This is a genomic window from Streptomyces sp. NPDC059224 (assembly GCF_042754285.1).
GTDB lineage: Bacteria > Actinomycetota > Actinomycetes > Streptomycetales > Streptomycetaceae > Streptomyces.
Window position 1 is genome coordinate 14454 of record NZ_JBHZAN010000040.1, and the last position, 20728, is coordinate 35181.

Sequence of the window (20728 nt, forward strand, 5' to 3'; positions counted from 1 at the left end):
GTGGCGGATGGAGTGGGTTCCTGACGGGGTCGGGTTTGGCGACTTCGCGCCCCGTCGGGAGCCCGTCGTACGGGCGATCACTGCCGTTCCTGGGGAGGGACCGCGATGACGCCGTACGAGATCGGCCCGAAGTCGAGCCACGCGTTGAAGTAGCCCTCTCCGATGTCTGCCGCCGGCACCCCGAGCGGGACGGCGACGAACTCCACGCCGTCGCGGCGAGCGATGGAGCCGGAGGCGTCGACCAGGACGGCGACGGACGCGTGACGCGGCACGACGACGGTCGGATTGGCGGTCAGGAAGTCGACCAGCTCCCGCGGACCGGCCAGGAAGGCGGCACGGTCACCGGAGCGGATGACGTAGTCGGACACAGCAAGTCCCCTTATCGGGTGAGTGGTTGGGCGGGTCAGAATCGGAACTGACCGAGGAAGCCGTTCACGCCGTCGAGGAGGCCCTGAACCACGGGCGCGGCCACGGTCCGCGCGAGCAGGAAGCCGAAGGCGCCGCAGAGCAGCGTGTCGGCCCAGCGCAGGTAGCGGATGCGCAGGAGGAACCAGATCACCAGGCCGAGCAGCAGCACGGCCGACATGGACACCAGCACGACAGGCCCCTCTCACAGCGCTTCGACGTGCAGCTCGGACAGGACGGGAGTCAGGTGCGCGTACTCGGCGGCGACGGCTTCCGCCTCCGCTTCCGTGATCAGGTGGGACCGGGCGCGTTCCCAGCCGTCGCCGGACGCGAGCACGGCCGTACCGGCCTGCTCCGGAGCGATGGCCTGCGCCGCTTTCAGGGCGTCGGGGTTGAGATCACCGAGCGCCATCTCTGCCGTGCCGGGATCGGCGACCCGATGACACACTCGCCCGCCCAACTGGGCCCGCAGGGCGGTCACACCGGGCCCGAGATCGGACCCAACGCGCTGGCCGGCCACGACGAGGAACACTCCGAGTGCCGCGCCGAGTTGGGCCAGCCGGATCAGCGCGGTACCGGCCGCATGCGCTTCGTCCTTCTCGCTCCGGCTTGCGACGAGGAAGAGTTCCGCGATCTCGTCGACGATCACGACGATGGGGACCGGCCGTTCCTTGTCCGCCAGGCCCCAGATGTTCCGGACGCGAGCCGCCCGGCAGAGGGTCATACGGTCGAGCGTCAGGTCGACGAGAGCGGCCAGCAGCCGGACGGCCTGTTCCCGGTTCGTCGCGAGCGCGGACAACCGTGGCTCGTAGAGGGACAGTTCCATGCCGCCCTTGCAGTCGATCCCAAGGAGGGCGACGGACTGCGGAGCGAGCCCCGCCACGAGTGCGTTGATCAGAGTCGACTTGCCGGAGCGAGTGGCCCCGACGATCAGCCAGTGCGGGATGCGCCGCAGGTCGACGATCCACGCGGCGCCGGTCTCCAGGGCACCCACGGTCACCCGGAGCAGGCGACCGGGCCCGCGCTGCTTCGGTATCCGCGGATCGGCCAACGGGTCGGCCGCCGAGGCGACGATCCGTACGACCCCTGGCTTCCAGGAGGTCACGCGGACCGCGTGCACCTGCCAGTTCTCCGCCATGGCGGGAGCCGCCTTGACGAAATGCTCGGGCACCTGGCCCGGCAGTAATCGCACCAGCAGTACGAAGCCGCCGGAGGTCGGGCGTATGAGTCCCCGCCGCGGAACCCGCGGCTGCGACGGAGGCGCCCCTTTTCCGACGAGCCCGGACACCACGGTCAGCGCCGGCCGACGGCTCACGGCGAGCCCGCACCCGGCCATCAGGGGCCGCCAGGTCTGCACGACCCGGAAGGCCACGAACGGGAACCCGCATAACAGCCACCAGGCGACGGGATAGCGGCGGCGCAGGGCCGGGCCTGCGAGAAGCAGACCCGACACCAGCACTGCGGCCACCACCAGGACCCAACTCGGCCAGTGCGCACCGGCCGAAGCGGCGGAGGCCAGCTCACTCACTGTCCGGCCCCCTTACCCGCCGAGGCGGCGGGGGCGTTCAGGGGCCGGATCTCCGCCGCCCGGAACGCGATCCCATGCCGACCTTCGTTCTCCCAGGGCGTCGCGACCAGGTCCCGCACAGCCACGGGCATGCCGAGCTGCACACCGGCCGGCTCACCGGCCACGCTCACGTTCACGACGTCGGCCGACGCGCCCGCCATCAGGCAGAGGCCGACCTGGTACATGGTCTTGCCGGTCTCGCGGTCCACGCGGAGCTGACCGGTCTCTCGGTTGGCGACTCGCGGAGCCGGGGGAACGGCGCAGATGATCCCCGTGAACTTCGCGGTGTCGATCGGAAGGCTTGCCACTGTTCGGTCTCCTCATCTCAGGTCACCCGAAGGCGAGTCCTTCGGGCTGCTAGACAACCCGTAGTACGGGTTGCGGATACAAGACTGACCACCCGTAGTACGGGTTGTCAACCGCCTTGGCGATGAGCGATGCTGTCCGGGAACGCAGGCAAGCTGTCCGCGTTCCCGGACAGCCGAAGAGGCCACGGCCACGGAGGGCCTGCATGCCGCCGAAGAACACGCAGCCGAAGTACCGGCAGATCGCCAACTACCTGCGCGAAGGCATCTTGGACGGCACCTTTCCCGCCGGCCAACCACTCCCGTCCGAGGAGTCGCTCGCAAAGCAGTTCAGCGTGACGCGTCCCACAGTCCGTCAGGGGCTCAGCGAGCTGCGGGCGTCAGGTCTGGTCGAGGCGATCATGGGCCGAGGCACTTTCGCTCGCTCCCCGCACAACCGCCCCAGCCACACTCGCCCGCGCGGCGTACGCCGGACTCCAGAGGACCGGTACGTCGAGGCGGACGGCATCCGTTGGGCAGACGCCGAGGCGCCGGTAGCCACCCGCACCGACGCCCCGCTCGCGCTCGCGGACCTGCTCCGCATCCCGCCGGGCGAGCCGATGTACACGTACGACGCCCTACAGACCGCGGACAACGGCCGCCTCCGCCAACTGCACCGCACGTACATTCCGTTCTCGGTACTGATCGACACCAAGTACGAGGAGGAGGCCCCACCGCCAGCGCCGGAGCTCTACACCGCGCTCGCCGATCTGGGCCACGAACTCCACTTCACGGAGTACGTCCGCACCCGCATGCCGTTGCCAGACCAGGCCCAGGCACTACGCCTAACGGACGGCATCCCACTGCTCCACATCATCCGCGTGACGCTGACCGAGCCCGACAAGCCCCTCGCCCTGGAGGAGTTCCACCTCCCAGGCGACGAGCTGGAGCTCTCGTTCAGGCTGTAGCTGAGCCCGAGTTGGCTCAGACTTTCTCTACGTCATCAAGGCGGCTCGCTCCGCTCGCCGCGCGCTCCCCGGCTACGCCGGTCGCGCGGCTGAAGCGAGCACCATGGTGGGGTAACAGAACAGTCCGCTGTGGCTGGGGCGGTCGGCTCCACGGCTTTAGCCACCTCCCCGGTTCGGGTCCCGCGTCGAGCAAGACCAGGGGGCCACTCGTTCAAATTCCGGGCAGGATCACAGCCTGCCCGAGTTGCCGGCCAGCGTACGGCCCCCTGATCATGCTCGACCCCAAACCGGGCAGGACACCGGCCAAACCCGCTCCGCCGACCTAAATTCGAACGTTCGGGCGAATTCGCCGCCCGAGTCGACGTTTTTTGACATATGGCGTGCGTTTGGGTGCGGGTCGGAACCATACTGCTGCCGAGCATGTCGACTGCGCCGAGGGGGACACGTGGCAGCACCGAGGACTACCGTGTGGCAGCTTGACCCGCACACCAAAGCTAAGCACGACCTTTTGAAGTCGTATCTAGGCGGTTGGTTTCCTGTCCTGTCCACCTACAACGGCAGGATCGTTTTCCTGGATGGTTTCGCAGGCCCGGGGCGCTACCAATCCGGAGAGCCGGGATCGCCGCTTATCGCACTTGAAACACTGCTTTCTCATAGCTACTTCGACAAGATGAAGTGTGAGTTTCTTTTCTTTTTCTGTGAATCAAAGAAAGATCGCTTCGAGAGTCTCACTCAGCAAATCGAAGGATACAAAGAGGCGAACCAGCCCTGGCCGAAGAATGTTAAAGTGCAGCTGGTTAACTCGGAGTTTTCCGAGACAGCGACAAGCCTGATAGATCACCTTCGCAACCAGAAGCGTCGCCTCGCACCGACTTTCGCCTTTGTCGATCCGTTCGGCTTCTCAGGGCTCCCCATGAGCATTCTCGCAGAGCTGCTCTCGTTCGCCAGCTGCGAGCTCTTCGTGAACTATATGGTCGATCACGTTAATCGGTTCGCCACTGCAAGGAACGTAGATCACCACCTAGAAGATCTCTTCGGCACAAGCGAATACAAGCAGGTCGGAAGCCTCCCGCCCAGTGTAAGCCGCCAGCAATTCCTGCACGATCTTTACGAGCGGCAACTCACGGACGTCTGTAAATTCCCTTACGTGCAGTCCTTTGCCATGATCAATCGAACTGGGCACATCGGCTACTACCTCTTCCATGGGACTCGCGACATCAAAGGCGTTGAGCTGATGAAGGAGGCTATGTGGAAGGTCGACCCTGGAGGCGGCTTCAGGTTCTCTGACCGGTTGGCCGGCCAGGACGTGCTGTTCACCGACTCGTCCGTGGACACTGACCCATTGCGACGAGCACTTCTCGCCCAGTACAGCGGACGACGAGTTTCGATCACGGCCGTGGAACAGTTCACCTTGATCCACACGCCGTACAAGAAGACGCACCTGCGCAGGCCCGTCCTGACACCGTTGGAGAGAGAGGGGATTATCCAGGTTCAGCGACCAGGCCGGAGTGGCTTCCCCGATGGCACCTGGATCACGTTCCCCTGACCTCACACGCCAGCGCGGGACTTGGCTTTCGGGTACTCGTCCCAGGTGCGTCCCTGCAACATCCTTCCTCCCGCTTTAGGCGTTGACCCTCCCCACTGCTTAAAGAAGAACGGAACGTCGGCCTCAGAGCACTGATCCCGCAATGAGGTCACCCAGCCTTCATTAATGGGACGGTGCCCCTTTCCTGATTCCCCTCCGGCGATGACCCAGTCGATATCGCTTAGATCAACTGTGCCGAGATTTCCGATCAGGGGCTCGCACGATAGGAAGCGAACAGACGCCGGAGTCTCTCTCAATTCATCGATTCTGGCCTTGAATTCGGGAGATTCAACAGTTACTCCCATCCAGACGTTCTCAGGCCAGTCGATTTGATCGGCGACATTCCGCATTCGCCGGGATCGCTTCGTTAGAATCTGATATGTATGCTGTGGAGTTTTGCGCATTACATCAAAGATGTCCTTGATGTAGGAAACCGGAACTCGCGCATGGAAAAGGTCGGACATTGAATTAACAAACACCACTCTCGGTGACTTCCAGGTGTACGGAAGCCTCAACGAGTCTGGATGGATAGCAAGCCCGAAACCTGGCCCCGAGGTTCGCGGATCTCCATCGACTTGATACTTCGGAGACCCCATCGCCTTCAGTCGCTTCGCTAGCACCAGTGCATAACAGTTATCGCAGCCCTTAGAAATGCGGTCACACCCCGTAGTTGGGTTCCATGTGGCCTCAGTCCACTCAATGGTGCTTCGGTCTGCCATTTTGGGCTCCATCCCCTAGCGCCTTGGGCTCTGCCCATACTCCCTCATCTTCAACGCTTCGGGAGGGCCAGGGAAACCACTTCATCGGTACTGAACGGCACAGATTCATGTCGATCGCCCTTGAGCGTCTAGGCTCGACACGGCCTCAGCCCCTGGATCAGCCCTTGACCAGTCGCTTTGTCGCGCGAGCTTGACGTCGTGTCAGTTCTGGACATACGCCGATGAGTCGAGCCAGTGGCAAGCTGCACGAGCGTCGAGCACCCCTCGAGATCCCAAGCTCGCGAGCGCGCACGAGAGCTGTCTGTCAGCGCATAGACCGTCCGCCGCTCTGACATCACCAACTGACATCAACGACGGCGAACGACGGCACACGGCGGTGGCTGGAGCCGGATGTGTGAGTGACCGGCGGGCCTCGTTTCTGCACTTCGCATCGTGCAGTGATCGAACTCCTAAAGCGGTGCTCCGAGAGCGCCGGAGCCTCATCAGCAGTGGTCGCTACGCTCGGACTCGTGACCGAAGCCGCCCGACTCATAGCGAACCACCGAGTCCACGTCGTACCCGTTGTGCTGGCCTTGGCCAATCCACCCTGGCAGCGAGACGTCTGGCTCGATCCGTCGGCATTCGAAGATCTGGACCACGTCTTCCACACACTCTTCGACGACTTCTGCGACGCCGACGAGCCAGAGCGGTACCTCGGCGTCAGCCTACGAAGTGACGAAGAGGTCGTCCTGATGAGAGAGCTCGGTGCCGCGCTCAACGCCGCGGCGGCCGAGGCGCCCCACGACACCGACGCGGAGTATCTCCGGGCATCTGCCTGGCCAGAGGTCGTGGCCATCGCCGGACGCCTCGCTCAAGTCATGGTCGCGAACGACCTAAGGGAACTTGCCGCACTGCTTGGCGACGCAGCCGTGCCAGACCCGTGCCAGATCGGGCGGGGAACCACGGGGAACAGCGGGGAGCAGGCTGGCGGAGACTCAGGCTCCGACAAGGCATCGCCACAGGTCGATTCGGCGACCTCCTGTAAACGCCCTTAGCTTCCCAAGCTGATGTTCTCGCGTGCGACCAGGCACACCGCTCGCTGCCCAACAATCGAACACGCTGGTCTGCCGCTTCGTCCGGGCTGCGGCGCTGGGGCGCCGGTCCCGGCCGAGCGGCAGACGAGAGAGCCGACGTACGACAGAAGGCCCCGCACATCGGCCGCCGGGAGAGATGGCGATGTGCGGGGCCAGCCCGGCCGGTCGCAGGAGCCTGCCAGCACTGCGGCCAACCGGAGTTTCATCGGTCGACGAGATCAGACCACTGACGCACTCCGGCTGACCATGCGCCTCGGCGTCGGCAATACGTCGGAACTTGTCTCTGCCTCCGCCGCGAGGCCGGAGAGGATCAGTTCGGCCAGCACCGCGGCCGTCTCCGGCCGGATGGTGCCAAGGTGCACCAGGCCGTCACCAGCGACATTCACGTCTGCCGCAAGGCCGGGGAAGTCCGTCTCCAGGCCCAGGACTGACAGTTGTGTGGCCAAAGCCCCGGCGCCGCGTCGAGCCTGAACCCAACCACGGACGTACGGAACTCCGGGCATCAGGTCTTCGGCACGCTTGGCGACGACTCCCCGTCGGTTGGTCATGGCTCAGTCCTTTCCTGCGCGATGTTCGGTGGCTCCGGCGCCGCTCTTCTCACATCGCTCGCCGCCCGTCGCCAGGGCCAGTCGCAGCAACTCGGCCAGTCGCTCCGCGGTAGCCGGCGACACCCGGCCGAGTTCGACCAGGCCGTGCCCGAAGGCGTTCAAGTCGGCGCGCAGGTAGGGGAAGTCCTTCTCCATTCCCGCGCGGATCAAGGCGTCTCGTAGAGCGGTCGTGCCATTGCGAGCGGCGTACCAGCCGTCGCTTTCCAGAGGTGACCAGGTAGCAGCGTCATGCCGGTCCGTGGTGTCATCCGGCATCCGCCGTGCTCCCCTCGATTGCACTCCAAGTCAAGGCAGCAGCGGACGGGTAGCGCTCGCCGTAGCGGTCCACCCGAGCAAGCAGTTCCGCGGAGGCTACGAGCATCGTGGCCAATGCGACCGGGCGGAGCGGGTTGGCCATCGGTCGGCGGATCGGGGCGCGGAGCCATTCATAACGGTCGCCGGGCATGGGCATGGGGCCAGGTACGACGACCACCGATCCGCCGCTGAGGTAGCGGTACACGGGTGGAGTCCCCTCTTCGCGTTCGAGGTAGTGAGCGAAGTCCTCCCGGCTCTTCGAGCCGAGGAAAAAGCCCACCCGCTGGCTCCCGTGATCGAGCACCGTCGGGCCGAACGGAAGGCCACGCCTGAGCAGTTGATCGAACGTCTCCATGCCGACCCGCTGCCCGACGGTCACCATGTCGAAGAGGCGGCCGGCCGGGACCATGTACGGCGACCTAGGATCGTCCGCCCAGGTGGCCCGGCAGTCCGCCGGATCATCGGCGGCAGCGGAGAGCCATTCGACGCCCCTCCTCGTCATCCTCTGCACGTCATCTCACCTCGGTCAGAACCGGAGACAGTTGCGGCTGCGACGCCGCCTTGTGTCCAGAGTCGGGGTCAACGCTCCGACCAGGGCAGATGACGAGAGGTGACGGGGGATGACGTGTCACGCGTCGACGCGTCATCTCCCGTCATGCACCCAACGGCCGTCGCCATCGGGTTACTTACAGCGCAAGGGTGGTGAACACCGCGTACATTCGGTCGTAGGGTCAGAGAACCGTGCGCCCCGAAAGTCGCGCCCGTTCACAGGTGGGGAAGGAATGGTCACGTCTTCGCTGGAGTCAGCCGGCGTTCGCTTACGGCAAGCACGCGTGACCCGAGGCTGGAGCCAGCCACGGTTGGTCAGAGAGTTACGCCAGGCTGCCATGCGTCGTGGCCACCAGCTCCCCTCCGACACCAGCGTGAAACGCCGGATCGCCAGCTGGGAGAACGGGCACAGCGTGCCGGACGACTTCTACGGTCCGCTGCTGTGCGAGGTCTACGATCTCAGCGCCGCCGAGCTGGGGCTGAACCACGAGGGCGAGCGGGACACAGGCCTCTTGGACGCTGGCTATCCGGGGAGCCCCGAAGGCGCGATCGAGACCGTCGGTCAGTTGTGGCGAGCCGATCTCAACCGGTACGAGCCTCTGCTACAGGCCGAGCCGTCCGAGCCCGCCTGGAACGAGGCCTCGCTTCGGTGGTTGGTCGCACCCGAGCCGGCCGTTCCTCAGCAGCGTCGGGACGGCATGCGCGTCGGTCTCGGGGATGTGGCCGCCATCAAGACAACCGCGGACATGTTCGCCCAGTTAGACGACCGGTTCGGCGGCGACCACGCGCGGCATGCAGCTGTGCAATACCTCAGCACCGAAGTAACACCACTCCTCCGTGGGCAGTACAACGAGCACGTTGGCCGGGCCCTCTTTTCCACCGTCGCGGAGGCGACGCTCCTAGCCGGTTGGATGTCCTACGACGCCTGTCGGCACGGCCTGGCACAGAGGTACTTTCTCCAAGCCCTCCGGTTGGCCCAGGACGCCAATGACCGCCGGCTCGCCGGAAGCATTCTGTCCGCCATGAGCCATCAGGCGACGTTCCTCGGCCGATACACGCAAGGCGCCACGCTCGCCCGTGCTGCGCTCATGGGCATCTCTCCCGTGGCCACACCCACGCTCCGAGCCCAGTTCCACGCCATGGAGGCACGCGCGCTTGCGCGGACCGGAGACGTTCGGGCTTGTGAGGCTGCCTTGACCGCGGCTACGAGGGCGCTGGACAGCCGGAACAACGACCACGAACCCGAGTGGATCAGCTATTTCGACGAGGCCGAGCTTGCTGCAGAGGCCGCCCACTGCTTCCGTGACGTCAACAGCGCCCGGCAAGCCGTCGCCCATGCCGAGAACGCCGTGAGCGGCAGCCACGTACGAAGCGACTTCTTCGCAACCATGGTCCTCGCCGACGCCCACCTACGCGCCGGCGACGTCGAGGAGGCGTGCCGCGTGGCACTCGACGCGCTGGACCTCGGCGAGCAGCTCAAATCGGCGCGGTGTGTCAGCTATCTTGCCGAATTCCGGCAGAACCTCACCGCGAGCGGCAGCAGCGCGGACGTGCAGACTTTTACCGAGCAGGTCAGAGAGCACAGACTGTGGATAGCCGCAGCCCCAAGAGCGGCAGTCTGACTTTCACCCGGATCGTCAAGCAAGGAGAGAGGATCCGTTCATGGGTGACCTGCTGACTCCCATCATTTCGGCTGCTTCGGCCCTGCTCGGCGTCGGCCTGACCGGCGCCATCAGTGCTCGCTCCGACAAGCGCAAAGACAAAGCTCTTGAGAGACAGCAGTTGCACCAAGAATCCGCTCAGGAGCGCACTCACATACGCGAGCTCCATGCGGAACACAAGAAATGGCTGCGCGAGCAAAGATTGGCCGCTTATCAGTCGCTATTGACTGCCATGAGCCAAGCACGTGAGGCAAATTGGCAATATTACAACGTGCTGCAATCGACGTCCTCGCCCTCGCCCGACGCCCAGGAGAGGAGAACCGCAGCACGACAAGCACGTAGCGTGGCCAGTCAAGCAAGCCACACGGTCCAGTTGGAGGGTCCCGAACCGGTCTCTGCTGTTGCTGTTCGCTGCCTGGCAATCATGGAGCTTGAGTACGAACGTGTTGCCACTCTCGTAGAGGGCACACTCACCAACAATCTGAGCCAGCAACGCGAGGCCGACCTACGGGCGGAATTCAGGGAAGGCGATCAGGAGTACAAGGACGTGATGGATCTGTTCGTTGAGACCGCAAGAGGAGCACTCGGTGAGATCCTGGCCGTCGACTAGAACGGGCCCCATTCATCTCGCCCGTCTCCAGTACGAATGGACCGTACCCGCCGCGCGAATTCCGCGGCAGCTGAGTCGCTGGTCGTGACCTGGTGGCCGAGCCACGCGACCATCATCAATTCGCGCAGGTCCGCGAGAGTCTCGTATCCGGGCCAGTTCATCACGTCGAAGCCGTACCGGTGCACGAACTCCGCGTACTCCGCCTCGGAGTGCCAGCCGTACCGGTGGTAGAACATCGCCGTCTGGATCAGGTCCCACTCGCGCGGGGCGAGAGCGAAACCGTCCAGGTCGATGAGAACAGCGTGTCCATCCCTGTGGCGAAGGATGTTCCCGATACTCGCGTCACCGTGGATCATGCCGAAGGGGAGGACGAAGTCCAGTCGGTCGTACTCCTTGGCCAGGCGTGCCGCTCGTTCGTCCAGGAACGTCCGGTCCTCGGCCGCGATGCCGTCGAGGCCTTCCAGAGAGGCCGACAGCTTTGCCAGCGGGTCGAAGTACGTGAGGCGGAGGGATTCGGGTTCCTCAAGCCAGTGGAGGCGCCTCAGGAGATCAGCCAGTTCAGCGACCGTCGCGTACTCCACCCGGTCTTGGACACTCTCCCAGAAGGTCACCACCAGACCGCCGACGACCAGCGGTTGTGTGACTGACGCCGGCGCACGCATCGCCGGGAAGTCCTGTGTCTCCAGCCACCGGGCGACGCGCACAGCCCGGTCCATGTCAGCGAGGATGGATCGGTCACGCGCGATGCGAACTATGACGGGTAACGAGGTGAGCGTGTAGACCGCGTTCGAACCGAGCCGCAGCAACTCCGCGCCATGGAAGTCGAGTCCAGCCGTCGCGCAGGCCTCTTGGAGTACGGGTTCCAAGCCTTCCGCCGTGAACTCCGTGCCGCCGCCGTCAGGTGCCCCGCTGCTGCCCGAGATCATGCTTCGACCATACGGGCCGGACCGACCGCCCGACAGGCCACCCACGTAATAGGGGCGTAATGATCTTGATCAGCGGGGATCGCGACCACCCCTTCCCCGCAGCTCAACGCCCTCCGACGGCAACGGTTCCTGATGGCCTCCGGAGCCGTGTGCGCAGGTTCGAATCCTGCCAGGCACTCGAGCCTGCCGCCCAGCGACCGAACTGAAGATCCCAGATCTACCGGGACAACGAAAACGCCGCACACCTGCTGATCGAGTGCTTCAGCCGCCGCTCCGTGGCGCCGGCCGTCGCGTGAGTCGGCAGAGTTGCGTGCCCGGTCACGCCCATGGGCATCCGCCTCCCCCTCCCCGCACTGGCCTGGTGCTCGCTGGAGCGAGCAGTGTGCGCTCGAACCGTGGGTAAGCACGGGTCCGTTCGTTTCGGTGAGTTTCGCGGGGCAGTACGCGTACTGGTTCGCGGTATTGGAGGTGAGCTTGGTCCAGGGCGGGGACCGGGCTGGCGGCGCGTTCGGAGCGAGGCGTGCTGCATGCGGCGGAAGTGGACGCGAAATCCTCACGGGCTTGCCCTGCACGGCCGGCACTGGTCGACGGGGCCGAGATCCGTACCGCCGCTCAGGCGGGCGACTGACGGTGACGGTGGCCTTCGGTCGGGGCGGAGGAGTTGCCCCGGTCTGATGGACTCGGACAGGCCCCGCGCCTTCGGCCGAAAAGTACCGGCCCCTCAGCCGCCCACAAGCGCAACGAGCTTGATGAAGACCAGGTTGGGATCGGCGGTGAGGTCCACGACTTCCTCGAGGTCCACGACCTGGCGATCGCCGGCCAGGATGAAGAAGCCGTTGGCCAGGAAGGCTCGCTCGGCGATCTCGGCCTGGCGCTCCCAGTCGATGCGGCGGGGCTCGCGGAGTCGGTAGCCGTTCAGCTCCGTCTCGGCGTCGTCGGGGCGGACGAGGCCGTTGAAGCGGCTGGTCGGTCGGGCGTTGTGCCGGGTGACCTCCTCGCGGACCCGGAGCCTGATGAGCTCCTGCACGGTCATCCGTTCGGGCAGCCCGGAGACCTCCCAGTCGGTGAGCGGCTTGCCCGTCGCGGTTTCGTCCCGGAATATCACGGTGGCCATCAGACACCTCGCTTGATCTGCATGAGGATGGACTCGTCGGTTATCTCGGTGTCGGCGGCCAGCAGGAATGCCTTGCTGAGGATGAGGGAGAGCCGCTCGTCCTCGAACGGCAGGAACACCTTGCCGTCCCCCGGGCGCCGGGCCGGGACGATGCACAGGTAGGCGTCGTCAGGTTCCATCAGGATGTTGGCCGAGCCCAGGTGGATCTTGTACGTCCGCAGATTGCCGCGGACCAGCAGGAAGCGGCCATCGAGCGTGCACCGGTCGGCGATCTTCAGGCGTGGGACGATCCGTTCCAGCGCCTCGCGGCGGACCTCGGCGCTCGCCGTCAGGGCACCGAACGTGGCTGTCCGCCAGTACGCGGTGTAACGGTCCACGCCCCGGTCGGTCCAGTCGGGGTCGGCGGCGATCGAGGTCACACCGACGAAGAGATCGACGTCCCGCATCGCCTCGCTGAACACCAGAGGGGGTACCTCTGCCAGCGGAACCTCCCGCCAGCGCCGGCCGTCCCGCTGTTCGAAGCGGACCTGGTCCGTCGCGGCGTGCTCGGGTGCGTAGCCGCCGTCGTCGTCCGCGGCGGGCTCGTGGTGGAAGCAGGCCCGCCACTCACCGTCGCCGAACTCGGCCCGCGCCGTCCCGTGGTAGCCGCCGTCGTACCGGCCGAGGAAGTTGGCCTGCCAGCCGCGTTCCTTGAACAGCGCGTAGAGCTGCCGGTAGTGGACGATGTGGGCGGCGAACCGGTTGGAGTAGACACCGGTCTCCTCCTCCGCGGGGGTGAGCAGGTAGATCTCCCGGAAGGCCTGTTTGAACGGCTGCCGCAACCGCTCGGCGACGAGCCGTTCCCGCCACGCCCTGATGTCGTCCGCCTGTGCCCGGATCGGATGCCACAACCGGACGCGCCCGGGCCGGCCGGGCGGCTCGGCCATCGGTGCTGACGCACGCCACTCGTCGTCCGCGTCCCCGGCGTTCTGGAACTCCCAGATCAGCCCGCGGACGAGAACCCCGGTGACCGGATGGTCACGGTAGTGGCGGCACCACTCGTCGTACGGCCACTCGCGCCCGGCCGACATCAGCGCCTCGAGCCGGCCCCGCTCACCCGCCAGTGTCCCCCGCACTTCCTTGGCCAGGGCCTTCAATTCCCGGAGTTCGTCCGGGAATCCGTCCTTCACCGCGACTGGAGCCGTGCGGGAAGTCCCCCCGTCGGGGCGCGTGAAGGTGAGCCGCACGGTTGCCGCGTCCTCGATCGCCAGCCGCGCCCGGTGTCCGCCCAGCTCACGTTCCAGCGAACCGTCCTGTGCCAGTCCGTGGTCCGGCACGCTGCGCTCGATGAGCTGCTCCGCCGTGATGCCCTGCTTCCCGGCCGCCGTCACCAGCGCGGTGTCGAGCTGCTTGCGCAGAGCCCGGTGCTCGATCCTGGACCGCAGCCGCCACAGGGCCTCGAGGGAGGCCGGGTCGCCGGTCTCGGCCAGCGCGTTGATCGCCGCGCCCGCGAGCTTGAGGTCCTCGATCACGCCGGTTCCGGGTCCGCCGGTCCGCAGCGCGAGCGCGCCGAGGTGCCGCGCCGCTGCCGGGCCGCCGGTCAGCGCGGCCGCCCAGACGACACCGCGCGCCAGGTCCCCGTCGTTCTGGTGGACGACGTAGTGGTAGTGGTAGCCGTCGTGGAGCCAGGCGGTGTGCGCACCGCTTCCGCTGCTGCACAGCGGATCGTCCTCGGCCAGCGCGCGCAGGACGTCTGCCACCAGATCCCGGGCCGACGCCGCGTCCGCGAGTTCGAGGCACGTCCGCCGCCATCTCTGGGTGGGACGCGGCCCCGACAGGCTCGCCAGGTGTCGTACGAAGTCGGCCAGTTCGCGGGTCGGTGAGGTGTTCGCACGCTCGCGCAGGGGCGTGGCCCAGGGGGCGTACGGCGGGATGAGTCCGTCGGGGATGTGCGCCTCGTCCGCGCTCGCGAGCAGTGCCCGCAGGCGCTGGGCGAGCGACGTCCGCAGGCGCGCCTCGACGGTGGAGTCCATCAGTTCCGTGTGTGCGTGCCGCAGCCAGGGCATGACCGCACGGCGGCCGTCGGCGTCGAGCTGGTCGGCGGCGTTCAGCGCCGACCCCAGCGAACGGGCGAACTGGTAGCCCATGTCGTATTCGGTGACGCGGAGCAGCATCACCGCGACCTCGTCGGGCGTCCAGCCGCTCACCCGCGAGATCAGGCCCCCGATCTCGGCGTCGTACTCCCACAGGCTCGTGTCGTCCAGGCAGGCGGCCAGCATCAGGCACAGGACCGCGGCCCTGCCCTCGTCGTCCGCGCAGGCCGCGAGCCGCCCGTCGATCTCGGCCTGGGTCGCCGCGCCCGCCGCCCTGGACCGGCGGTACTCGTGCCCCATGGACCGCCGGAACTCGGTCCGCTGACGTTCCAACAGGTCGACGAGCCAGCGGACACGGTCGAGTGCGGCGGATCGAAGGTCGTCAAGTGAGTCGTTCCTACGAGATCCGGCCACCAAGGCTTCGTACAGCATGGCGGGATGATGGCAGGGGGGACTGACAATGCGATCAACTCAAAGCGCGGCACTGGCCCTTCTGACGGACCTCGACGCTCCTTGGAACGATGACCAGAGGACTTTGACGAGTGGACGGCTGGGGCGACTGATCGTTCACATCAGCCGGCCGTTCGACCGATTGGCCGGGGCTCCGGCCGCGTGAGGAGCATGAAGCGCACCATCCGGCGTCAGGGGTGCGAGGGTCGCGCGGGCGCCGGAGTGGGCCTTCGGCACGCCGTCCGGCTCACAGACCGTGTTCGTCCATCAGGCGCATCAGGTTCCGCTTGCGTCTCTGGGCGGTGCGCAGGGCGGTGACGTACACGGCGAACTCGTCTTCTGTGCCCAGGCGGCGGTGGCAGTCGCGGATGCTCAGCTGCAGGCCGACGAGCTGTTCGTAGACCGTGTTGCCGGTCTGCTTGGTCAGCGGCTCGGCCAGGCGGAGGTAGACGCCGAGGGCGTCGGCGGGACGGGTGGCCCGCGCCTGGTCGGCGAGGGTGAGCCACTGCCGGTCATGGGCGCCGGTCTGGGCAGCGGCCTGCCAGGCGGCGTCGGCGTCCTTGTCGTCGAGCAGGGCGTCGACCAGGACGGGGCCGCCGTACCAGCCCTGTTGCCGCCGCTGCGCGTCGGCACGCAGCAGCGCAAGGGCTCCCCCTCGCTCGGCCGGCCAGCAGTCCGCGGCCCGGGCGGCGGCGCGCAGCTGCTGGTAGGCGGCCAGGGTGCGGCGGGCACCGAAGTAATCACGGCGCACGGCGACGGCGTCGGCGAGCCGGCCCGCCTGCGCGTAGCGTTCGCAGAGGTAGTCGACGAGGGCGGTGTCGACGGCGGAGAGTTCCCGGGATTCCCGGATGCCGCGTTCTGCCCAGTGCAGGGCCTCGTCGGAGCGCCGGGCGGTGTCCAGCTCGCGGGCGATGACCAGGTGCGTGTGGCCGTTCGGTGAGAGGTCCGCCGCGTGCACGGCGATCACCGTGTCGACATCGCCGCCCGCCTTGGCCAGACGTTCCATCAGGTGTTTCTCCGCCCAGCCGCGACGGTTGCCCCGCCACGCCTCGACCGCGGACTTCCGCAGGACGGCCATTCCCGCTTCGCCGAGGACGTCCTCGTAATCGAGCGGGTCGATGCCGCTCAGGCCGTCGTCGAAGTCGCCGAGCGCATGGCCGACCAGCCAGCGCGCGAGTTCCTCGGGGTCGGGGCGTGCCGCGCGGCACGCGTCGAGGTGGGCGTCGGCGAGGTCTGCGCCGATCTGCCCGAGCCGGCCGTCCGAGTCGTCGACGCTCTCCAGCGCGTCGGCCAGCAGCCGCATCGCCTCCTGCGCCAGGGTGATGGCATCGACGGCCCGGCCCGAGCCGGTCAGCGCGCCGATGGCGGAGACCGCCTGCCCGGCCTGGTCGGCGTAGGCGCGGGTATCGGCGTACTCGACGTACCCGTACTGTGCGAACGGGCCGATGTCGAGCAGCTCGCGGATACGGGACCGGACCGCGGCAAGGTCCCCGCGGGTGCTCGCGGCCCGCAGCTCCAGGCGCCGCCGCAACTGCCGGTCGTCGTCGATCTGTTCCCGCAGCAGAGCGATCAACTCGTCCTTGGACAGGGCGGACAGCCACCCGTCGAGGCCCCGCGCGCGCTCCCGGGCCGCCTTCCGCTGCCGGGGCAGGCTCTCCCGCTGAGCGAGCACCGTCAGGCCGAGGGCGACCAGGTGCTTGCAGAAGTTGCCCTCCAGGCCGTACGGGCAATCGCACTCGCCGGCCAGGCCGCCGGGCCCGTCCAGGGTCAGCTCCACCTCGTACCGTTCCGTGCCGTGGACGCTCGCGGTGACCCAGCCGTCACCGACCTCGACTCCGGACACAGCGTCGAGGTACCCGAGGCCGCGTTCGAAGGAACGTGCCCCGGCCATTGTCTTGAGGTTCGCCTCGGTGAGGCCGCGCATGAGCTCTTTCCACCCTGCTGTGGCTGTGCAGTTGATGCTCGGCCAGCCTAGGGGGAGCCGCGGGTGCGAGCGGCGACTTCGGTGGGTTCGACCGCCGACTCGGCCGGTGCCGAGGGCGGTCGGCCGGTCACTCTTCCCTCCCGGGGGCTCTTGGAATTCACGGTCCTCGGCTGCCTCCCCGGGGACGGCGGCACACCCGGGGCTCTGGCTCTCACAGCCCACCGGGCTCCGTCGGGCGCCCGGTCCGGCGGATGCGCTGGGACTGCCGGACGCCGCTGCACCTCGTCGGCCTCGCGCAGGAGTACGTCGTGCCCACTCGAGCCGCACAGGACGATCGCAGGCCTGTACGCCGACGGCCCCGGCCTCGCCGCCGTCGCACCACGGCCGACGGTGCCGTCGTAGGACTCTGCGCCCCGACGGCCGCCCCCTCGTCTCCGTGGAGGCACGCCGCGCGTACTGCCGCCGGCACGAGGCCTGTTAGCGTCATCCGCCCTGTCCTCCGAGGCAGAGCGGGTCGTCGGTGATCTGGTGACGCGGACGGGCGAGGGGTCGGTGGAGGGCTTCCGCACGGCCCTGGCTGCCGTGGGGCGAGCAGCTCGTGCCGGCGGACCCGAGACGCTGACGGCGTCCGTCGAGGCGGTCGCTCCCCTGCTTCCCCGCCTGGAAGGCGCGTTCGCAAAGACAGCGGTCCTGGCCGGCGCATGTGTGGAGTGGGGCGGCTCCCCGATGGCGCCGGCCCCGGTGCTTCCACGGCGCGCTGCCGAGGCGCTGCGGCTGTGGGCGCAGGTCCCCACCGTGTGGCAGACGGCGATGCCCGGTCGGCCGCTGCCGGAGCCTGAGCAGATCGCCCCGGGCGAACTGGTCCGGATCTTCGCGGACCGCGGCGGGCGCCACGGAATCCCCGGGACGCGGATGAGGCGTACGGCCCTGTCGTGGTTCGACCTCGAGGACTGGCTGAGGGCGATGATCACTGTGCTGGCCCATGGGGATTTCCGTGCCGCCGTGCCTCCTGAGGACCTGCAGCAGGTCAGGATCGCCGCAGCCGAGGCGGCGGACCGCAGTCAGCGTGCGCGGTGGGTCCATGACCTGGCCTCGGTGCTGGACGACGAACCGCTGATCGTCCTCGACAGCGCAACCCGACGTGGCTTCGCACTGACGATGAGCGGCGTCGGGGACAACTTCCAGCTCCACACGCTTCTGGCCGACCGGCTCATCGGCGATCCCTCCCACGGGCTGCTGCCCGGTGAACGCCCCGACCCGGCCTGGGTGCACGCGGCCACCTGCGGCGCCCCTGCCGTGGGTCCCGTCAACGCCGTCGTGCGCCGGTTCCGGCTCTTCGACGCCCAGGGCGAGTACATCTCTCCCGAGGGGATACCCGCGGACATCCCCACGATCGAAGGCGCCCACGTGATCGTGCTCCATCCGCCTCGGGGCCGTTTCAGCTGGGCGAACGGGCGAGTCCATGAGCACATGGAACCCTCGCTCGCCCTCGATCGCCTGCTCGGGGATCAGGAGGCCGCCCGATGGTTCGCGCGTGTCCAACCCGCTCGCGAGCACGATCTGATGGCCGCCAAGCCCGAGTAGCGCGTGGACATCCGCCACGGCCCTCGGGTTGCGCGCACGCCGCCTTGGCGCTGACCCGCCACTCGATGACCGCCCTCGGCTCAAGGACCGACTCGCTGTCACGAAGCACGGTTCAGCCGGACCGCGGTCTGGATCACCAGCTGCCCACCTTCGACCAGCGGTGACGAGTACGAACAACTCGCCGCCCTCCAGGCAGTCGTCGAGGACCGACTGGCCCTCCCGTTCGACACAGTCGTACTCGGCGTCACCGTGACCGTCACCGCCGTCCGGTTCCGGTCCGGCAGCGGCATCGTCGCCCTGTGCGGACGCGGTCGACACCGTCAGACGATCGGCCTCCTCGACCTACCGGTGCCCGAACCCGCGCCTGAGGGGTGGGCCTGGGTGGAGGCCTACCGGCACTGGGCATCCTGAGCCACGTACCCCGCGCCTCACCGTCTCTGCGCTACTGCCAGGCACGGACCAGATCTTCAGGCCCCCAGTGGGCCGCAAGCGGCAGACTGCCGACGGCACCGCTGCGGGACACCGCGACCAGCGGGGTGTCAGGCCCGGCGCCGGGCACCGCGAGTACGTCCCGGGCCAGAGCGTCGTATTCGCGCCGGCCGAACGGCTGGGACTCCAGCCACTTGACGGAGCCGACGAAGTGCACCGCGCCCGCCACGGGTTCACGGTCGGTGCCGACCAGGTCGATCTCGGGGTTGTTCTGCCGGTTCCACCAGCCGCCGACAGCCTCTGTCTCCGGCCATCGCTCGTCGGGCAGCAGCCGCAGCAGCGACTCGCGGATGAGCGGCTCGACCGCACGCCCCCGCCAGGTGGTCCAGGACCGCTCGATGCGCTCCAGGGCAAGATCGCCCCGGCCGCGCTCGATGAGCGGGATACCCCGCTGCAGGAAGGCCAGCCAGAAACGGAGATACGGATCGGCGATGCGGTACCGCTTGTTCTTGGTGTCGGCCTTCGCGGACAGCGGCAGGTCGGCCGCCAGAACCCGCTTGGCCTGCAGGGTGTTCAGCAGCGGGGACAGCGTGCCCGATGGCAGGGCACCTGTTCCCCCGGCCTGTGCGGCGATGGTGGAGAAGGTCCGCTCGCCGCTGCCCACCGCCTCCAGCACCGCCCGCGAGTGCGACGCCTCGGGGAACTCCCCCAGCAGCGACAGTTCGCCCGCCACCAGCAGCGGCGACAGCGGATTGGCCACGGCCTCGCGCAGGAAGTCCACCCGGCCCGTCCCGGGCCGCCACGACTGGACGATTTCCGGAAAGCCTCCCGTGATCAGCAGCGCGTCCACCGCGTCCGCCGCGTCCAGCCCGGTCATGGCCTGCACATCGCCCAGGTGCAGCGGCCGTACGGTCATCTTCGCCGCGCGCCCGAAGAACGGGCGGCCATACGACTGCAGCGCCTCCATCACCGACATGTCGCTGCCGACCAGGATGAGCAGGACCGGCTTGGCGGACAGGTGACGGTCCCAGACGGTCTGCAGAGCCCCCTCGAACTCCGCGTCCTGCTCCACCAGCCACGGCACCTCGTCGATCACCGCGATGCTCGGGGCGTCGTCCGGAACCGCGACGGCCAGTGAGCGCAGCGCCTGGTTCCAATCCGCGGCCTGCAGCCCGGCCACCAGCTCCGCCCCCGGCAGGGCGGACTGGGCGAGCGCCCCTGTGAAGTCCGCCCGCTCGGCCACGGCGTTGCGGCCCCGGGTCGCCTGGAAGACCACGTACGGAACCCCGGACCGGTCACAGAACTCCTGGACCAGGCGAGACTTCCCCACCCGACGCCGCCCGGTCATGATCACAGCCTGCCCACGGGTAGCCCCCGTGCCCTCGATCACCAGGCCCAGCTGTCGAGCCAGCAGGTCCAGGTCAGCCGCCCTCCCTTTGAATTCCACAGGCACCCCTCTCCAGCAAAACACAGTTTCGATATTACGTAGATCGAATCTTACTTAGATGCTAGCTCGCTTCCCATTGCCGGCGCGAACCCGTCGGAAGCACGGACGGGCGAGCCGCGCCATTTCGGGCTTGGACAGATGACCGACATCGGTTCAACCAGGGAATCCCGCAGGTCACAGTCGGCCCGGCGCGACCGGCCCTTGCTTGCGGCTCCTGCCAGGACCCGAACCCGTGGTCAATCGCCGTCGGCCTACCGGTCCAGCCGGACAACCGTCTCGATCACCCACTGTCCGCCGCCGACCAGCGGTTCCGCCCGCCCATACTCCGAGTGTCCCGCCGGGGGCACCCCTTATGAGGTGCCCAAAGACCCCGTCACCAGCGGAAACGCTGAGCGCGGGGTCTTCGTCTTTATGCAGACGTACGCCGCTCGACGCGGGCGTATGCCGGGGTCTGTGGAC

General features: G+C 67.6%; 19 protein-coding genes. 6 read left to right on the forward strand and 13 right to left on the reverse strand.

The window, feature by feature from the left end; translation table 11 throughout:
- Positions 1-77: 77 nt before the first annotated feature.
- The 4 genes from ACFXI4_RS35675 to ACFXI4_RS35690 are packed head-to-tail and all read right to left on the reverse strand — an operon-like array spanning position 78 to position 2280.
- Positions 78-368: a hypothetical protein gene (locus ACFXI4_RS35675; protein ID WP_384999069.1), complete on the reverse strand. Its 291-nt coding sequence runs from the start codon at positions 366-368 to the stop codon at positions 78-80.
- A gap of 35 nt (positions 369-403) precedes the next feature.
- Positions 404-598 (reverse strand): hypothetical protein, encoded by a 195-nt coding sequence (locus tag ACFXI4_RS35680; RefSeq protein ID WP_046587219.1) that lies wholly within the window; start codon positions 596-598, stop codon positions 404-406.
- A 12-nt stretch (positions 599-610) separates the two neighbouring features.
- Positions 611-1933, reverse strand: a complete 1323-nt coding sequence (locus tag ACFXI4_RS35685; protein WP_384999072.1) for an FtsK/SpoIIIE domain-containing protein — start codon at positions 1931-1933, stop codon at positions 611-613.
- Positions 1930-2280 carry a hypothetical protein gene (locus ACFXI4_RS35690; protein WP_365290393.1) on the reverse strand — a complete coding sequence of 117 codons (351 nt, stop codon included), beginning with the start codon at positions 2278-2280 and terminating at the stop codon, positions 1930-1932. Before ACFXI4_RS35690 ends, ACFXI4_RS35685 begins: the two co-directional genes overlap by 4 nt.
- Before the next feature lie 203 nt (positions 2281-2483).
- On the opposite strand from ACFXI4_RS35690, the gene ACFXI4_RS35695 reads away from it, so the two are divergent.
- Positions 2484-3224, forward strand: coding sequence for a GntR family transcriptional regulator (locus tag ACFXI4_RS35695; RefSeq protein ID WP_384999076.1), 741 nt, complete (start codon positions 2484-2486; stop codon positions 3222-3224).
- A gap of 466 nt (positions 3225-3690) precedes the next feature.
- Positions 3691-4770, forward strand: coding sequence for a three-Cys-motif partner protein TcmP (locus ACFXI4_RS35700; RefSeq protein ID WP_384999079.1), 1080 nt, complete (start codon positions 3691-3693; stop codon positions 4768-4770).
- A 2-nt stretch (positions 4771-4772) separates the two neighbouring features.
- Here the strand turns inward: ACFXI4_RS35700 and ACFXI4_RS35705 are convergent, their stop codons facing one another.
- Entirely contained in the window at positions 4773-5540 is a 768-nt protein-coding gene (locus ACFXI4_RS35705; RefSeq protein ID WP_384999082.1) for a DUF5131 family protein, read from the reverse strand.
- A 497-nt stretch (positions 5541-6037) separates the two neighbouring features.
- On the opposite strand from ACFXI4_RS35705, the gene ACFXI4_RS35710 reads away from it, so the two are divergent.
- Entirely contained in the window at positions 6038-6562 is a 525-nt protein-coding gene (locus tag ACFXI4_RS35710) for a hypothetical protein (protein ID WP_384999085.1), read from the forward strand.
- A gap of 257 nt (positions 6563-6819) precedes the next feature.
- On the opposite strand, the gene ACFXI4_RS35715 is transcribed toward ACFXI4_RS35710, so the two are convergent.
- The 3 genes from ACFXI4_RS35715 to ACFXI4_RS35725 are packed head-to-tail and all read right to left on the reverse strand — an operon-like array spanning position 6820 to position 8005.
- Positions 6820-7149, reverse strand: a complete 330-nt coding sequence (locus tag ACFXI4_RS35715; protein WP_384999088.1) for a hypothetical protein — start codon at positions 7147-7149, stop codon at positions 6820-6822.
- 3 nt (positions 7150-7152) lie between these two features.
- Positions 7153-7464, reverse strand: a complete 312-nt coding sequence (locus ACFXI4_RS35720) for a hypothetical protein (RefSeq protein WP_384999091.1) — start codon at positions 7462-7464, stop codon at positions 7153-7155.
- Positions 7454-8005, reverse strand: a complete 552-nt coding sequence (locus ACFXI4_RS35725) for a bifunctional DNA primase/polymerase (protein WP_384999224.1) — start codon at positions 8003-8005, stop codon at positions 7454-7456. Before ACFXI4_RS35725 ends, ACFXI4_RS35720 begins: the two co-directional genes overlap by 11 nt.
- A gap of 421 nt (positions 8006-8426) precedes the next feature.
- On the opposite strand from ACFXI4_RS35725, the gene ACFXI4_RS35730 reads away from it, so the two are divergent.
- Together ACFXI4_RS35730 and ACFXI4_RS35735 are read left to right on the forward strand one after the other, a co-directional pair.
- Entirely contained in the window at positions 8427-9674 is a 1248-nt protein-coding gene (locus ACFXI4_RS35730; RefSeq protein WP_384999094.1) for a hypothetical protein, read from the forward strand.
- 40 nt (positions 9675-9714) lie between these two features.
- The gene (locus tag ACFXI4_RS35735; protein ID WP_384999097.1) at positions 9715-10323 is read left to right on the forward strand and encodes a hypothetical protein; all 609 of its coding nucleotides are present in this window, start codon (positions 9715-9717) and stop codon (positions 10321-10323) included.
- Here the strand turns inward: ACFXI4_RS35735 and ACFXI4_RS35740 are convergent.
- The 4 genes from ACFXI4_RS35740 to ACFXI4_RS35755 form a co-directional block, all read right to left on the reverse strand.
- On the reverse strand, positions 10320-11249 hold the full coding sequence (locus ACFXI4_RS35740; RefSeq protein ID WP_384999100.1) for a phosphotransferase family protein: 930 nt from the start codon (positions 11247-11249) through the stop codon (positions 10320-10322). The two genes, ACFXI4_RS35735 and ACFXI4_RS35740, sit on opposite strands and share 4 nt — an antisense overlap.
- 721 nt (positions 11250-11970) lie before the next feature.
- Complete coding sequence (locus ACFXI4_RS35745) at positions 11971-12363, reverse strand: hypothetical protein (protein WP_384999103.1); 393 nt, start codon at positions 12361-12363, stop codon at positions 11971-11973.
- On the reverse strand, positions 12363-14867 hold the full coding sequence (locus ACFXI4_RS35750; protein WP_384999106.1) for a DUF4132 domain-containing protein: 2505 nt from the start codon (positions 14865-14867) through the stop codon (positions 12363-12365). Before ACFXI4_RS35750 ends, ACFXI4_RS35745 begins: the two co-directional genes overlap by 1 nt.
- Before the next feature lie 265 nt (positions 14868-15132).
- Positions 15133-16809, reverse strand: a complete 1677-nt coding sequence (locus ACFXI4_RS35755; RefSeq protein ID WP_384999109.1) for an SWIM zinc finger domain-containing protein — start codon at positions 16807-16809, stop codon at positions 15133-15135.
- A 528-nt stretch (positions 16810-17337) separates the two neighbouring features.
- On the opposite strand from ACFXI4_RS35755, the gene ACFXI4_RS35760 reads away from it, so the two are divergent.
- Complete coding sequence (locus tag ACFXI4_RS35760) at positions 17338-18393, forward strand: hypothetical protein (protein WP_384999112.1); 1056 nt, start codon at positions 17338-17340, stop codon at positions 18391-18393.
- Between the two features lie 442 nt (positions 18394-18835).
- Here ACFXI4_RS35760 and ACFXI4_RS35765 read toward each other — a convergent pair whose 3' ends face one another.
- Positions 18836-20269 carry an ATP-binding protein gene (locus ACFXI4_RS35765; protein ID WP_384999115.1) on the reverse strand — a complete coding sequence of 478 codons (1434 nt, stop codon included), beginning with the start codon at positions 20267-20269 and terminating at the stop codon, positions 18836-18838.
- Positions 20270-20728: the final 459 nt, after the last annotated feature.